Source organism: Hoylesella oralis ATCC 33269, from assembly GCF_000185145.2.
Lineage (GTDB): Bacteria > Bacteroidota > Bacteroidia > Bacteroidales > Bacteroidaceae > Prevotella > Prevotella phocaeensis.
The window spans coordinates 860668-876764 of sequence record NZ_GL833119.1 but is presented as its reverse complement, the minus strand read 5'-3'; the positions used below and the strand labels follow the sequence as shown (position 1 = coordinate 876764).

Annotated in this window: 15 protein-coding genes; 3 read left to right on the top strand and 12 right to left on the bottom strand. The window is 45.0% G+C overall.

The genetic code is table 11. The annotated features are described in order from the left end of the window. Positions 1 to 26 precede the first annotated feature (26 nt). Positions 27 to 2306 (bottom strand): family 20 glycosylhydrolase, encoded by a 2280-nt coding sequence (locus HMPREF0663_RS06260; protein WP_004369483.1) that lies wholly within the window; start codon positions 2304 to 2306, stop codon positions 27 to 29. An 85-nt stretch (positions 2307 to 2391) separates the two neighbouring features. Beyond that, on the bottom strand, positions 2392 to 2742 hold the full coding sequence (locus HMPREF0663_RS06255; RefSeq protein ID WP_004369482.1) for a hypothetical protein: 351 nt from the start codon (positions 2740 to 2742) through the stop codon (positions 2392 to 2394). A gap of 214 nt (positions 2743 to 2956) precedes the next feature. Between HMPREF0663_RS06255 and HMPREF0663_RS06250 the strand changes: the two genes are divergently transcribed. Both HMPREF0663_RS06250 and HMPREF0663_RS06245 read left to right on the top strand, forming a co-directional pair. Next, positions 2957 to 3451, top strand: a complete 495-nt coding sequence (locus HMPREF0663_RS06250; protein WP_004369481.1) for a gamma carbonic anhydrase family protein — start codon at positions 2957 to 2959, stop codon at positions 3449 to 3451. 16 nt (positions 3452 to 3467) lie between these two features. Then, positions 3468 to 4526 (top strand): winged helix DNA-binding domain-containing protein, encoded by a 1059-nt coding sequence (locus HMPREF0663_RS06245; protein WP_004369480.1) that lies wholly within the window; start codon positions 3468 to 3470, stop codon positions 4524 to 4526. A gap of 463 nt (positions 4527 to 4989) precedes the next feature. On the opposite strand, the gene HMPREF0663_RS06240 is transcribed toward HMPREF0663_RS06245, so the two are convergent. The 10 genes from HMPREF0663_RS06240 to HMPREF0663_RS06190 all read right to left on the bottom strand — a co-directional run bounded on the left by HMPREF0663_RS06240 (position 4990) and on the right by HMPREF0663_RS06190 (position 14507). Beyond that, positions 4990 to 5610, bottom strand: a complete 621-nt coding sequence (locus HMPREF0663_RS06240; RefSeq protein ID WP_016665329.1) for a porin family protein — start codon at positions 5608 to 5610, stop codon at positions 4990 to 4992. 86 nt (positions 5611 to 5696) lie between these two features. Further along, positions 5697 to 6731, bottom strand: a complete 1035-nt coding sequence (porN, locus tag HMPREF0663_RS06235) for a type IX secretion system ring subunit PorN/GldN (RefSeq protein ID WP_004369477.1) — start codon at positions 6729 to 6731, stop codon at positions 5697 to 5699. Positions 6732 to 6824: 93 nt separating this feature from the next. Then, a complete protein-coding gene (porM, locus tag HMPREF0663_RS06230) occupies positions 6825 to 8369 on the bottom strand; it encodes a type IX secretion system motor protein PorM/GldM (protein ID WP_004369476.1) in 1545 nt (514 codons plus the stop codon). Between the two features lie 81 nt (positions 8370 to 8450). Next, positions 8451 to 9200, bottom strand: a complete 750-nt coding sequence (gene porL, locus HMPREF0663_RS06225) for a type IX secretion system motor protein PorL/GldL (RefSeq protein ID WP_004369475.1) — start codon at positions 9198 to 9200, stop codon at positions 8451 to 8453. Next, entirely contained in the window at positions 9200 to 10648 is a 1449-nt protein-coding gene (gene porK / locus HMPREF0663_RS06220) for a T9SS ring complex lipoprotein PorK/GldK (RefSeq protein WP_187115887.1), read from the bottom strand. The genes porL and porK overlap by 1 nt, the downstream gene beginning before the upstream one ends. 41 nt (positions 10649 to 10689) lie before the next feature. Further along, positions 10690 to 11643, bottom strand: a complete 954-nt coding sequence (locus tag HMPREF0663_RS06215) for a PorP/SprF family type IX secretion system membrane protein (RefSeq protein WP_016665330.1) — start codon at positions 11641 to 11643, stop codon at positions 10690 to 10692. A 150-nt stretch (positions 11644 to 11793) separates the two neighbouring features. Next, positions 11794 to 12732, bottom strand: a complete 939-nt coding sequence (locus HMPREF0663_RS06210; protein ID WP_004369472.1) for a hypothetical protein — start codon at positions 12730 to 12732, stop codon at positions 11794 to 11796. A 369-nt stretch (positions 12733 to 13101) separates the two neighbouring features. Then, on the bottom strand, positions 13102 to 13323 hold the full coding sequence (locus tag HMPREF0663_RS06200) for a DUF2795 domain-containing protein (protein ID WP_004369470.1): 222 nt from the start codon (positions 13321 to 13323) through the stop codon (positions 13102 to 13104). Positions 13324 to 13380: 57 nt separating this feature from the next. Beyond that, positions 13381 to 13929, bottom strand: a complete 549-nt coding sequence (locus tag HMPREF0663_RS06195) for a cob(I)yrinic acid a,c-diamide adenosyltransferase (protein WP_004369469.1) — start codon at positions 13927 to 13929, stop codon at positions 13381 to 13383. A gap of 11 nt (positions 13930 to 13940) precedes the next feature. Further along, a complete protein-coding gene (locus HMPREF0663_RS06190; protein ID WP_143150404.1) occupies positions 13941 to 14507 on the bottom strand; it encodes a hypothetical protein in 567 nt (188 codons plus the stop codon). 416 nt (positions 14508 to 14923) lie between these two features. On the opposite strand from HMPREF0663_RS06190, the gene HMPREF0663_RS06185 reads away from it, so the two are divergent. Then, the gene (locus tag HMPREF0663_RS06185; protein WP_004369464.1) at positions 14924 to 15715 is read left to right on the top strand and encodes a M48 family metallopeptidase; all 792 of its coding nucleotides are present in this window, start codon (positions 14924 to 14926) and stop codon (positions 15713 to 15715) included. Positions 15716 to 16097: the final 382 nt, after the last annotated feature.

Below are 16097 nucleotides of genomic sequence, written 5' to 3'. Positions count from 1 at the left end.
CGTAGCGCCGTTCACTGCGTTTTATATTAATGCCAGTACAAATTCTGTGTATCGAGCGGGTTACCCTTAGAGTCCAAAACCGTCATTTTCAACACCCCACCGTTGTGATCGAAGTATTTTACCATGATTTTGTGCATGCCTTTGCACATAGCATGCTGCGTATTCTTCTCTATGGGAGCATGCCCGCCGTCGTTATCGAGCATCAGTTTTCCATCCAAATACAGCAGGCTGCCATCGTCAGACAACAGTCTGAAAGTATAAATATCATCTTCCGGCACGTCGATATAGCCCGTTAAAATCAATCCGATGTTACCTTTTACCCCTTCAGGTATTACAACACCTTTCGCCACATAGTTACCCTTGAGGGGCGACTTGTCTATTTCTCGGCAGCTTTCTCCGGCATAATCGTGCCATGCTGCAGACAAACCGTTGAGCTTGGCAGGCACCTGTACTGCCGGTACATAATCTTCCTGCAGGTACTGAACTCTGAACATTTCACCGCGACGACCGGCATGATCGAACGTTCGGAAGATGAAATTCGTCGTACTGTCCACAGTCATACCAGCCTTATACATAGGCGATTGCCCGTTCGGGAAGCTACCATCCGTAGTATATCTTATCACAGCATCGGGATCGGAACAACTAACATTCACCTTTGCTTTATCTACAAACACGTTTACATCGTTAAATCCTTGCAGCACGGGCGTATGATACGGTATATTCAGTTTCTGCAAACGTTTCAAATGTACAATCAGCCTTTTATTGAAATCACCGAGGTTCATGTCTTTTACATTGCTCCAACCCAGCTCTGCAATAGCCACGGCACGCGGATAAGCCATAAAAAACATGCGTTCTCTCGACGGGATAAACTCGGCCCAGATATTCCCCTGAACGCCCATAACCATTGCTTCTTGCTGTGCATTCTCTACACCGGGAATAGTTCTGAAATCATATATTTTACCGATACTGTTGCCATCTTCGTTATAATCGAGATAGAACTGTGTGTTCGGAGTGCATATTACTTTGTTTCCATTTGCCAAACTTCGTCCCAACACATTGGGTGCCCAACTGCGCCACCACATAACTGTAGCTTCGGGAGAAATCCCTCCATCGAGAATTTCGTCCCAGCCTATCATCTGTTTGCCGTTCTCATGGAAAAAACGTTCCATATATTTATTGAACCAAGCCTGTAATTCCGGCTCGCTTTTCAGGTTATTCTCACGCATGCGTTTCTGGCAATCGGGGCATGTTTTCCAGTCGGTCATATCCACTTCATCGCCGCCTATATGCACGTACTTATACGGGAACAGGCTGAATATCTCGCGATAAACGTCTTTACAGAATTCCAACATGCGATCTTTCCCCGGGCACATCGGCGAAGAAAAAGAACGCCATTTGGTTTCTTTGAAGCACGAAAGACCGTCGTAATTGCTAATGGCACATGCCGAATGTCCGGGCATATCAACCTCCGGAACGACATCTATACCGCGCTGAGCCGCATAGGCTACCACCTCTCTGATATCGTCTTGAGTGTAGTATCCGCCATACACTTTCTTGCCGTCTTTCATCTTCATCTTGTCTTCGGGCAAGTTGAAGTCTGGATTATCCTCCCGTTTAGCACGGTCAAGACATATATCATCCTGCCCGTTAAGAGTACGCCATGCACCGTTCTGCGTAAGCAAAGGATACTTTTTTATCTCGACTCGCCACCCTTGGTCGTCCGTCAGGTGCCAATGAAACTTATTCATCTTGTAGAGAGCCATTACATCCAAGAACTCTTTGATCTCTGCCTTCGAGAAGAAATGGCGCGACACATCGAGCTCAAGTCCGCGCCATTCGAAACGCGGCTTATCGGTAATCGCCACGCAGGGCACTCTCCAAACCTGTCCCGCTACGACTTTCTTCTGCTCTATATCGGCAGGAAGCAACTGGCGCAACGTAGAAATACCATTGATAACACCTTGATACGAGCCTCCCGCAATACGTATCTGTCCGCTGTTTGCATTCAATTTGTAATAGCCCGGATTGGCGTCTGTCCTCGTTAACGATAGCAGAATGGCACCCTTCCCTTTCTTCACATGCAGATTATATCCCGTGGCTCTGTCCAGCATTTGTTTCAGATATTCTGCTGCAGCCTTCAACTTGGCATCGCTATACCCAATGGTCGTCTTGTCCGTAATCGTTACATAGCCGTCTGCCCAATGCACTTCGTTGGGAACAGGAATTAAGGCGGGGTGCTGCGCATGGGCCTTCGCGCCCAGACATACCGCCAACATGGCTGAAAAAAACAGTCTTAAAAATTTCATGATCAGTACAGTTTGATTTTAACATTGCAAATGTACATACTTTTTACCGATTATCCTTACAGAAAGCGGGAAAAAGAAGTACTGATCATGAATTTGCCGCCTTTCCGACACATTTCTTAAAACAATCGGATTTCAAATCTACAGAAAACTCGTTTATGCTATCAGCCTCAGCACTATCTTCATCGTAAGTTATCCGCACAGTGCAGACTTTTAGCAGAGGAATACTGATATAATACAACTGTTCATAGTACGACAGCGTATCGGCATTGTTATAATGCTCATAGCATAGAAGCGAGTCTACGGGCAAGTTATTCACAGATATTTTTGCATACGCCTCGATATGTTCTTCCGTTTCTGTCTTCGTTCTGCGCATGTCGAACGACAGGCTATGCGTGTCGTTCAAAACATAAACAGCCGTCGGGGTGCCCGTAAACATTCGATAATAATAACAACGGAACAACCAATATCTTTTTACAAACAGTCATATTATATGCCTTAATCTTATTCTTATCATACGAACTACTTACTCGTACAAATATACTAAATTGTATCAAAAAACGGTCTGTTCGGAACATTAAAGTGGGTTTTCTCTCACAGGCTGTCCGATTTTACGGCGATTTTACCTAACTTTGCGACCATAAAACAGGTATATGGCAATTATAAAAAGTGTGAATGGAAAGGCCCCGCAATGGGGTAAAGATTGTTATTTCGCAGAGAATGCGGCGATTGTGGGCGATATTACGATGGGTAACGATTGCTCGGTGTGGTTCAATGCTGTGCTCAGAGCCGACGTGGCCGGCATACGCATGGGCAATAAGGTGAACGTGCAAGACGGCGCCTGCATACATCAATCGCACGGAATACCGGTAAATATCGAAGACGAAGTGTCGATAGGTCACAATGCCACCGTACACGGATGCACCATACACCGCGGGGCGCTCATCGGTATGGGGGCCGTAGTGCTCGATCGTTCGGTAATCGGAGCGGGAGCAATCGTGGCGGCCGGCGCCGTCGTCACGCAGGGAACGGAGATACCTCCATGCGAGATATGGGGCGGAATACCCGCAAAATTCATCAAAAAAGTACGCGAGCATCAGGCCGAGGAGTTCGCCGCACACTATATGAACATTAAAACTTGGTATTAGAAAAAGCCGCTACACAATGAATATCCCTGCAATCCGTCTGCACTGTCAACAACTGGCAAAGCCCATATTTACCGATGCGCAAAGCGTTGTAAAGTGGATGGGAGCCATGCAGGCGCAACAACCGTCGATGGCAAAACTTGCCCTCGCCATGAGAATACGCGGCGGAAACCTGCAGCAGGTAGAGCAGGCAATCGACCAAGGACGTGTGCTTCGCACGCATGTAATGCGCCCCACATGGCATTATGTGGCACCGGACGACGTTCGTTGGATGCTCGCCTTGTCGCACGACAGGCTCAAGGCGGCCTACGCATCTTTAGTAAAAACACACGGTATCGGTATCACCGAACGCATGTACGACGAGTTTAATCTGCAGTTGCACGATATGCTCACAGGCGGCAGGAGCCTGACCAAACGACAAATCGCCGACCGACTTGCAGGAACAGGCATCAACACCGAGAATGTTTTTCTTACCCGCTTCTTGGAAAACGCCGAAAACGAAGCGCTGATATGCAGCGGGCACAACACGGGCAAAGAACACACCTACATGCTCTTAGACGAGCGCGTAGCGCCAGCGCCTCTGCCCTCAAAAGAAGAAGCCCTTGCCATGTTGGCACGCAATTACTTCAGAAGTCACGCGCCAGCTACAACGGATGATTTCTGTTGGTGGTCGGGATTGTCGCTCAAAGAGGCCCGCTTAGCGGTGGAATTCATTGCAAACGAGCTGCACAAAGCAACTTTCGGCAATCGAGTTTATCTGATACACGAGACATGCAACACGAAAGTAAGAATGCCACAGCATACCATTTTCCTGCCTTCCTACGACGAATACATTATTTCTTATAAGTATCGGGGCGACGTACTTGCTCCCGACCATGCCCGTAAAGCTTTTACGAACAATGGCATTTTCTTCCCTGTAATTCTGCAAAAAGGAAAGGTTGCAGGTAACTGGAAAGCTGTTTTGCGGGGCAACAAGGCAGACGTAATCGCGACATACTTCGAAAACGACACCGAAGAAAGCACAGCCGAAGCCGAAGAGAAAGCCCGCCTGTGCCACCGAAAGCTCTATTCTATGTAAGCTCGCCGAAGCATGAGTCTGCGTCAAACTACTTAGGCATCGGAAACATACGGTCGAGAGTACACAAGTACCCGTAAAACAGATATATTTTTTACAAAGCCTGCATTGGTACGGAGTATATTTCCTATGGGCGCAATCTGCCCGTCCTTTCATGAACAGGCTATATATCTACCGATAATAAATCGCATGCCTACCGGCAATACAAGTTCCGTCTATCGGCGACAGGCAGCACAGAAACCTCTCTTTCGCCTAAACCATATCAAAAATATCTTACCGAAAAATGGAGAAAAGAAAAAAATCGCAAAAAAGATACGGAGCACAAATATTCTATATAGTAACTGCCTATTGTGCAAAAAAGGCTGTCATCTGAAAAAGGCAGAACCTGCAAAGATTCTGCCTTATATCGGCATGGAAAAGTCTTATAACCTTTCCACACCGATGGCGTCTGCACCGAAAACAAGACTTAGAAATAATAAGCTAAGCCGATCTGCCATGAATTTGACCGTCCTTTAAGCTTATTTTGTACGGCTGTTCCTACTGTTTCCCACACATTGGCATCGGCTGTTTTACCGCAAGCAATATTGTATGAGAAACCTACTTCGAGATGCTTGATCAACGAAACGCCCGCTCCAAGATTTATACTGAAATTGGAATTCTTGAATTGGAACGTGTTCTGATAGTCTGCTTTCTTCGTCCATTTGAATTCTTTATCACCTACATTGAAGCCAAACTGCGGACCTGCAGCGAAATAAACCGAAGCAAGGTCGCCTAAACCTACGCTGTAACGCAAATTGATAGGGATATTAATGGCCTGTTGCTTTACAGTTTCCGCATCATCAAGCTTGGCCTGACGCTGATCGTACAAAGCTGCAGCATCGACACCCAAGCCAACAAGCGGTAAAGAAAACCGAACCGTAGGACCTATATAGAAGCCTGCACGGTTGGAACTTGCAAGAACACTCTTGTTAAACGACATATCGGTGACATTAAGACCACCTTTCAAGCCGAACTTTACCTGAGCCTGAGACTCTGTGGTAAAGCACATTGCAAATGTTAGCAATACCAAAATGAAAAGCTTTTTCATACTGATTTCTGAATTTTGTAAATAATATGACCGGTAAAAGTTACCGATCCGATAATTAAACATCCTGCGAGAGAAACCGCAGCAGATCAATGACGTTCACGACGCACGGTTACTCTCGGAGAGGAAGAGGAAGAAGACGAACTGCCGGAACTGCGACGATTGGTGCGTACGGTCTTCGGTGCAATACCGCTGCTACGACGGTTTTCCTTGACAGCTTTCAAACTCTTCTTGTCGAGTTTGGCAATGCTGTCGAGCGAATCCTTACGTAGTTTGTCGCCCCACATGTTCGTTTCGAAGTCCGATATCTCCTTTTCGATACGTTTCTGCTCCTTTGTCATGGCAGAATCCGTGGTACAATATTGCGCTAAAGTGCGCCCCAACATATTTGTGGTCTTATATATTTTACCACGATACATATTTTTTGTGAAGTAATCGTCTACACTCATAGTGGCTGCATTGTTAAGATTACTCGTCATAATGGTCTGTTTAGCAAGGAAAGGTGCCAGATCATCATACCTTACCCAAAACAAAGGATAGGGCGTAGCGCCATCTCCGAAATCGTCTTCACGCTTCATTATAGGGCATAACGCCAACACCTTGGTATGAAAAGTGGCCGTAGACTGATCGTAATAAGCACTTTCTTTCACATAATAAGCAGTGACTTCGCGCGAAGGGATATCGCTATTATCGATATGAACCTGCCCGTTCGTGCGCTCATAATAGATATGATAATTGTCGAGAAAGGCCATGCGTTTCACCGCGGAGGAGTCTTCAAAGTTCTCATTACCATCGAGCCGGTACTCATAAGCACGGATATTGCCCGTCATAAAGAGCTTGAAAATGTAGGTAAACAGGTTTACTTGCGAACCTACAGGCTCTACCGGATAGTAAAGTCCGGCATTGGCATCGTCGGTAAGATTGATTTCACGATAGATATCCCTACGCCATACCACGTCTTCAGACATCTTATCGGATGTAGGAAACGACAGTTGTGCACGTACAGACATATTGTCGGCATTCGATTTGCGTGCCGCCTGTTGCTCTGCTCTGCGCCGTGCAGACTGGGCATCGGCTGATTGTACGAAACAAACCAATAGCAATATCAACAATAATTGCTTCATAATCTATATTCTTATTCTGTATCTTATTTCTATTAACCGCGGCCTCTTCTCCGAATCCAGATTGGGTATATTACAAAAGACCGGATCGTATATTTATTTTACAACTACTTCCATAGCAGTCGGCAAACGACGGGTAATACCGTCGGGCCCTACAGCCGTTACATGCGAAATGTAGAAACGTTTACTGCGTGAGAGCTTGCGGAAAGCATCGCGCTGCCGTTCTGTGAACTGTGCACCGTCAGAAGCCATGGGCACGGCATTACCCATATTATCAAAAAACGTGGTTTCGAAACTTATTACACGGAATTGAATATCAAGCAACCCGTCGTCTATAGCAGCTTTGACAGTGGAAACTCCCATCAACGAAGCCTTAGCCAAACTGCCTCCTTTGAAGCGATCGGTGCCTAATTGCAGGTATGCAATCGGATCAGGCAGTTTACGTACGTGGAACGGAAAGCTTCCCATCTGGCGTACGCGCCCGTTTTGATTGGCCGAAACGGTAATTGAAACATCGCTACCCACAGTAGTCGGACGTGCTATAAATCTACCCATGCCGATTGAACGGAGCCCCCCACCCGTCATGATAGCCGATACAGCATTCAAAGGCACACCGGGTATGCTGATGCTAATGGGATTTTCGAAGCCTGCATAGAGCACATTCATAAGGTCGGCCGATACTGTAGCGCTCGGAGCTACTACGGAATACTTTTGCGTAAAGTTACGACGAATGATTTCTCCGTTACCATTACGCATGGTGATATAACCGCCAAACTCATGTTCTCCTACTCCGCCGGCCGTAAACCTATAGCTTCCGCCACCGATCAATCGACCTCCGACATAAATTTGCGGTTGTTGCGTGGTGTCTACAGCTGCCATAACGATCTGTGCGGAGAACTGGTCGCCAGTGATGACTGTACGAGATTCGGGAATAACAAATGCACTGAGTTTGTTGACGCGTATATCTTTAACATCGATATTAGAAACAAGCGTGTGCAGCACTTCGCCTTCTGCATAGCGTACATCGCTCTGCAACTTAGACAACAAAGTAACGGCAGCTGCCACAGGCATATTCTCGAACATGTATTCCTGCCAATTCTTGCCCAGCGTATGGGCCTTCTTGGGCAAGGTGGTGGTTAGATTACTGGCAATAATCTTGCGTTGTTGCTCGTCTGTAACCATATTGAGAATGCGCTCCCTATACGAGTTGATTGCGCGAAACAGCTTTCCGCCCTGCCCCGTTGCGGGGGCCAGCATCACAATACCGGCTGCCTCGAGATTGTCTTTGTTCTCTATATCTCGGACGTTTCCCTCTTTACCGTCGGCTTCTCTTACAATCTGCTCCTTTAATTGCTGCGCAAAATCATAAAGAGAGTCGCTCATTTGCTTCACAGATGTAGCCTTTTCGAACCATGCTTTCACCTTTTCGGGGTTCGTTTTCATCTGCAAAGCGAAATCATCATATAAAGATTCGTTCTCCTTAGATGAATTCTCTGTGGTACGGTTCAGGCTTTCTTCCACGATGGAGAACCCGTTGAGCACCTCTGTAGAGATATTCAGCGCAAGCATTGCCATCAAGACGACGTACATCAGATTGATCATCTTTTGGCGTGGAGATACCGGTCGTTTCTTTATTGCCATCTTTCTAATCGATAATTTTTATTCAAGAATGCCTATTGCATCGAAGAGCTACATTAAATATCGTTGCCGTCGATCCGTTTATCATCCTTCACCGACACCCGTCGTAGCCTTCATATTAACGGTCATGGCCTCGATCATACGGGTATAAATCTTATTGAGTTGCTCGATTTGTTGCGCCATTCGACGGCTCTGCTCGTTTATCTGATCGATGGTACCGATCTGCTGGCTGGCACCTTTCAGTTGCATCTCGTAAACCTTACAGATACCGGTAAGTGTACGATTGAGGTTCTCCATCTCCTCACTATCGCGCGTAAGACGAGCACTTTGCTCACTAACTTTACCAAGAGTTTCCGTAAGTTTCTTCAATTCCTCTATATAATTACTTTGTGCTTCTGCCATTTCAGGCGATGCATTTTGCTGTTGCGAAATCCATTCAGCTTGCTCTACGGCGGCAACCTGATTACCTCCGACAGCAACCGTTCCACTTTCTATCGCTGTCGGTATAGCCTGTTGTTTGTCCTTTCCGTATTTATACTCGACTTGTCCTGTCTCAAGATATTCTTCTGTTATACGTGTAGGAAGCTCACGTCCTTCGGCTGTTTTATCGAAAGGACGGTCGAATGCAGAGATGAAGAATACCAAAACCTCGGTTCCCATACCGCAAAAAAGCATAATATTGGCACCGGGCAGATGGGTTAGCTTAAAAAGCGTTCCAAGAATAACGATAGAAGCACCCCAGCTATAGGCATAATTCAAGAATGTTTGCCCGGGAACACTATCCATCCACTTCTGCAGACGATAGACGATATTATATTTACTATATTCAGTCATTATTTCTTGCTTTTTTTCTGTTTATCACTTATTGTATTCGCTAAACTGCGTACGCATCTGAAACCGATATAAGATCGAGGCTGATTTTGATATTCCCATGTGCGCCATGCACTGCGGATGTACGACTCGGGATCCTTCCATGATCCGCCACGAACACTCTTCTTTTTTAACCGATAAGGATCTTCCTTAGCCGCCTTATACGAAAGTTCCGGGTTAAGATCATTCATCGCTTCTACTCCTGCTTCAGTATAAATAGTGTTTGTCCATTCGGCAACATTGCCTGCCATATCATAAAGTCCGTTAGTATTGGCAGAATAAATTCCGACCTTGCTCGTTATCAGATTTCCATCTTTAGTATAGTTCCCTTTATCGGGTTTGAAGTTGGCATAGAAGCAACCATCGCCATTCATCACATCTTTGTTCTCCCATGGAAACTCCGTTCCTTCCTTTCCACGGGCGGCATATTCCCATTCAGCCTCGGTCGGCAAGCGGTAACGCTGAATATAGCGTGCCTCCCCACCAAGTCCTTTCAATAGATAATCGGTGCGCCACGCACAAAAAGCGTTTGCCTGCTCCCATGTAACTCCCACAACAGGATAATCGTTATAAGCCGGATTGCTGAAGTAATTACGTAAATAAGTCTCGTTTTCCGAATTATGAAAATCGTTCACCCAACAAGTCGTATCAGGATACACATTCACGATATATGTATTGAGAAAGTCCCACGGACCGGTTAATTGCCGGTTGATCGTTTCGCTGACAATCCGTCCTTCATCATCTACATATGCCGTATCTTTCGAGATCATAACAACCTCATCAGGATTTACAGTCATATCGGTATTGAGATTTCTTTCCTGTGGATTTATACGATTGCGACGCAATGCAGCCGTGGTATAATCGTAAACCTCATAACGATAATTCAACTGACGATAGTCAAGAGACTTCTCTCCGGTAACGGGATTGGTAACGTACATGCTTTCGATGGCACGCTGTTCATCCTCATTGGGTTTTCGGGGAAGCGGTTTTTTCCAATTGACATGAGGAGGTACGGGATCACCATTCTTATCTTCGGTAATCATATAAGTCTCATCTCCGCCAAAAGAAGGATCGGCCAAGCGGGTACGAAGTATACTGTCGCGAACCCACATAACGAACTGTTTGTATTGTGAATTGGTTACCTCGGTCTGATCCATCCAAAAGCCATCCACGGAAATATCTTTAACCGGCGTCTTTTTTCCCCACAAACTATCTTGTTTTTCAAGTCCCATGTGGAGGTAACCTCTGTTTATTTTGGTCATTCCATAAGGCGTAGGTTCAACAAACGAGCGACCTCTTACGCCGACAACTTCACCGCCTCTACCGGATGAAGAGGCAGTCTTGCTGCCAAAACATCCGGTAACAACCAAAGATATCGTACAAAAACCAAGGGCTATGACACTCTTTCTCATATATTCTTTTTTTCCTTTATCACTATCAAACTGACGACACGTCATAATATCCGAACGCTTTTATGTTTATTCTTTCCTTTTTTCACAAGGTTTATATCCATCAGATATCCCACACAAAGTTCATGGCTTCCATTCCCCGGAGCAATTGCCGATGTATATAATTCGTAACTATATCCTACGACAATCCCATGGAAATTTCCCCCTACAAGGAAAGTAACAGAATTGGTCGGACTATAACTTACCCCCCCATACATCATTTTCTTCTCATACGCATACACAAGCCGTCCGCTGATATCGGCACGATAGGCTACGCCATCGGTACGCACCAAGAACGAGGGCTTTATTGTCAAAAACGGATTTCTCAACTTAATATTGTATCCGCCTGTTAAATAATACGTCGCACCTATCTTCAATTCGTTTCTCTCACCCAGTTCTATCAACGGCGAATTTACATGCTGCACCGAAGCACCCATATACCACGGACCATGCATATAATAAAGCCCGAAACCGATATCCAAACCATTTCCGTTGAGCTCGGAAGCTGTAAAAGCCGGATCGTTCGACTCTCCCAAATCAAGTCCGGAGCCGTTAAAACTCTCATTCAGCAGCCCCGCTTGCACACCGATAGCAACAGTTCCTCCAAACAGCCGATGCTTATAAGCATATTGCAAAGCCAACTTCTGATGGGTAAACAGACCTATTTTATCATTCATGAACTGCAATCCGGCCCCGTGATAGGCATTAAAAAAGTAAAACGGCATATCTGCAGCTGCATACATCGTTTGCGGATTATGTTCGAAACCTGCCATATCGAGGGCATATGCCGCCGTAATATTCAACTTCGACTGCTTGCCTACCGATGCCGGATTGAAAGAAGGTTCCATGTCGAAATAATGGCTGAACGACACATCGTACTGTGCCATGCTCTCACCAACCACGGAAACACACAGGAATGACAATATCAAAATACGTTTAAACACGTACTGATAACGCATCATATTATATTTTATTGTATAAACGGCAAAGAGTATATTCCCGACATAATGCCAAAAAGAAAAGAGAACTGCCTATATCCGTAAAAGATACGAGCAATTCTCTTACATGCAAGATGACATATTTATGCCCATCTAACAGTACATATATCTTTATAACTGCACCTTGCGAATAATGGTATTACCATCATCACCTTTCCATGTCACGATCAAGAGCCGGTGAGATGCGGCATTCAGAGGCACGCTATTCTTACCACTTTTCAGAGTTTTATCTGCAATTTTCTTGCCGTCGGCTGTATACACGCTAACGGTACCGCTTTGCGAGGTTGCCAATAAAAGGCATTTGTGAGTTCCGTCATAAGTTATTTCATCGATTTCGGATACCTGCTTGATGGATGTCGGAGTTGTTACTGTAAAGTGTTGACGTGCCATCGGTTCATAGTGCTCATCGCGAATCATATACGTTATAAAGTAGTTTCCCGGGGGTAATACGGCATCATCACCTTCACCGGTCGCCATCTTTAACGTTCCATCCGCAACCCCTACAGGGGCATATTTCCACCTATCGGCAGTAATACCGGCACCATTCGGATCCTTACCTTCGGTATAGATGCCGAACCAGTCTTTATCTAAAGCGGGCAATCCGGCATAGGTTATCGTAATCTCTTCGCCCTCTTCGTAAGTTGTTTTATCTATAGAAAACGAGCCTTCTCTGCCGACAAAGAAAGACAATCTGTCGGGATAAGGGTTATGAACATCTCCGTCTTTGAATAATACCGCAGTATATGCGTTCGATTCACCGATATTAAAAGTAACCGAACCATTGGCAACTTCGGTATATTTATACGTATAAGAAGCGGAATTCTCCGGCCCTTTACCGAAAGGATAGATACCTATCCATGCGTTTACACCCACGGGCGCATTCGTGAAGTGGATAGAGAAATCGGTCCCTACATCCACACGTTTCTGGTCCATGCTCATCTTTGCGTCGGGTTCTTCGCCCTCGCCGGCAGGAATACTTTGGGCTGCTTGCACAGACATGATACTTAAAAACAGGAAGAGTCCAGTTGTTAAAAGTAAATTGTGTTTCATTTTAATGTTTATTTATTGGTTTAGGTTTAAAATATGGCAACATGGTTTACTCTCAATTGCCCATACAAAGCAATCGGTTGTTCATCATCGCCGTTAAAAATATCTCTTTTCCGTGTCAGTCTAATTTATAATTGCAAAGTTAGCTTTTCTTTCAACACAATCAAGTTATTTTATATATTTTAACGATATTTTCCGTACAAATGAGAAAAATATACAAGTTTCCTATCAAGCACATACACCCATTTTTTATTCCCAGCTGTATAAAAACAAGCCGGACACCCAAAGCTTCTGCCGCTTTAAATGTCCGGTTTGTAAAGTCATATCCGCTGCCTGCATGCTGCTTATTTTCCGCAACATGGACAAACATGCCTAATATTCGTCCTCGTTGAAAAGGAAATCTTCTTTTGTGGGATAGTCGGGCCAAATATCTTCAATACTGTCGTAGACATCACCTTCATCCTCTATCTCCTGCAAGTTCTCTAACACTTCAAGCGGTGCACCCGAACGTATCGCGTAATCGATAAGCTCTTCCTTCGTTGCAGGCCACGGCGCATCTTCGAGTTTAGAAGCTAATTCTAATGTCCAATACATAAGCCTATATTTTTATATGTTATACTTGATTTGCGTGCAAAAGTAATCATTTTTATATTATTTGCAAGGTTTCTGCCATTTTTTTTCATCCACTCCTTCAATAAAGTTTAATTTCCTTGCCAATACAAAAAGGTAATCCGACAGCCGATTGGCGAAACGGATGGCATTCGCGTGCAAGCTGCCTACCGATGACAGATCGACAAGTCGGCGCTCAAAACGGCGACAAACAGTCCGACAAACATGCGCTTGCAAAGCAGCAGGTGTGCCGCTCGGCAGAATAAACTCGCGCAACGATGGCAAAAGGCATAGCATACCGTCTATACAAGCCTCTAAATCCAGCAAGTCTTCATCAGTCGGAATATAGCGTTCGCTGTCCTTGCAACATGCTAAATAGGCACCCAACGAGAAGAGCATGTTCTGCAACTTGCCGAGATATTCTTTATCTTCACGTAAGGATTGGGGCATTTGCCCCGCAAGTACACCTATATGGGTATTCAACTCATCCAACGTACCATAGGCGTCTATCCGCACATCCGATTTGGATACACGTGTTCCGTCGGCCAAAACCGTCTCGCCTCTATCGCCCTTTTTAGTATAGATTTTCATTGTATAATAGGTTAAAAATTGATGATATAATTCTGTTTATGTTTCTTCATATCGAAAAACACGATGCCGCAATAATATAAATCGAAAGTGATACCCGTACGATAGTCCTGTTCTATACGTCGCCATATCCGTATCGATTCTGCCGTTGTATAGATGCCGTTTATAATCAGTATCGAATGCTGGCCGGCATGTTCGATAAACTGCAAGTACGTCTCTTTCCGATCATTCCTTAAATCTACCAGCAGTATAGTGCTGTTTTTAAGACTGTCTGCTACATTACCGTGTAAGTTGTTTATTACTCTTGTTTTCTTACACCCGGCATTTATGTAACGTGTAACGACTTCTTGTCCGGATAAACAAACCGTCCATTGCTCGGCTTGTGCGAAGTTGGCTATACGAAAGTAGAGCCTATAGAGTTTAAGCCGTGTTTTATCTGTCAATGGAGAGGTCTTTTTCAACTCATCGTAAGCGTAATAAGGGTAATGCTCATTGACGACATACCTCACAAACCGATATGCCCATGGCGATTGAATGCCGAACCCGCGACAATGGCGGCATCGACGAAGCCAAATAAACATTCTCTTTATACGGTTGAGCATCCGATCAGATTTGAAATCAAAAGCAAAGTTACAACAAAGAAGCGACATTACCAAACAAACAGTATTTATAGCCTTTTTGTTTTATCCTTAACGAATAACCGGCCACACTGCCGAGCATGCAACATATAGGGGCACCGTATAACGCCGGTAGGAGTATTATCCGACGGGCATAAAGGTATGGTCTGTTCGCCTTACAGCGTACATCTATATACTATGACAGACTATGCCATTTGGAATATTCACAAATATTTTTCAATAAAAACGACTTAAGTTTTTATATTTTTTTGTACTTTTGTATCAAACATACCGCCTCGCTTCGAGCACCGACACACTTAAACACCTTGATTACAAAAAATATTATATGGATTAATTTTATCACTAAAACATAACAGTCAATGAAAACAAAAACTTTCAAAACGGCACTCATCGCAATATGCTTCATGAGTGGAATGCCGGTAATGGCACAGTTCAACATCGGTAAAGCGGCTTCGGGGGCTATCAAGGCCGGAAAGGCAATGACACTCACCGATGAAGATATGGCCAACTATGTAAAGGAGTATATTAATTGGATGGATGCTCATAACAAGGTGTGCGACGCGAAAAGCCCATATACGGCGAGGCTCAACAAACTGACCAAAGGCCTGACGGATGTGGAAGGAATACCGCTTAATTTCAAAGTTTACTACGTAATAGATGTCAATGCCTTTGCTTGTCCCGACGGTAGCGTGCGTGTATTCTCATCGTTGATGGACGTTATGTCGGATGAAGAACTGTTAGGTGTTATCGGTCACGAAATCGGTCATGTGGCTCATAAAGACTCTAAAAAGGCATTCCGCACGGCATTGCTCACCTCTGCACTTAAAGATGGCGTATCTTCAACAAGCGGACAAGCAGCGGCACTTACAGACTCTCAGCTCGGCGAACTGGGCGAAGCGCTCGTTAACGCTACCTATTCACAAAAGCAAGAAAGCAATGCCGATACTTATGGATATGATTTCTTGAAGAAAAATGGCAAAAACCCATGGGCTATGGCACTGGCATTCGAGAGACTTAAAAAGCTGGAATCTGATGCCGGATACCAAAAAGATAGCAAATGGAAACGTATGTTTTCGTCACATCCCGACCTTGACAAGAGAATCAAGACCATGAGCGATCGGGCACAGAAAGACGGCATAGCCAAACCGTAAGCACGGATATACAATAATTATACAATAATTGTTCCCTCATAAACAAATTGTTTTATGAGGGATTTTTCATGGTTCATCGCGTCAACCTCCGTGCTTCAGCGTGTCAACCTCCGTACTTCATCGCGTCAACCTCCGTGGTTCAGCGTGTCAACCTCCGTGCTTCAGCGTGTCAACCTCCGTACTTCATCGTGTCAACCTCCGTGCTTCACGGTGTCAACCTCCGTGGTTCACGATGTAAACCGCTCGTATTCAGACAATAGGTATAGGTTGTATATATAAAAAAGCGTCCGCACGGAAGTTATCCCGAACGGACGCGAAATTAAAAAAGGCAGCCACCTACTCTCCCGCATTGCAGCGCAGTACCATCGGCGCAGGCGGGCTT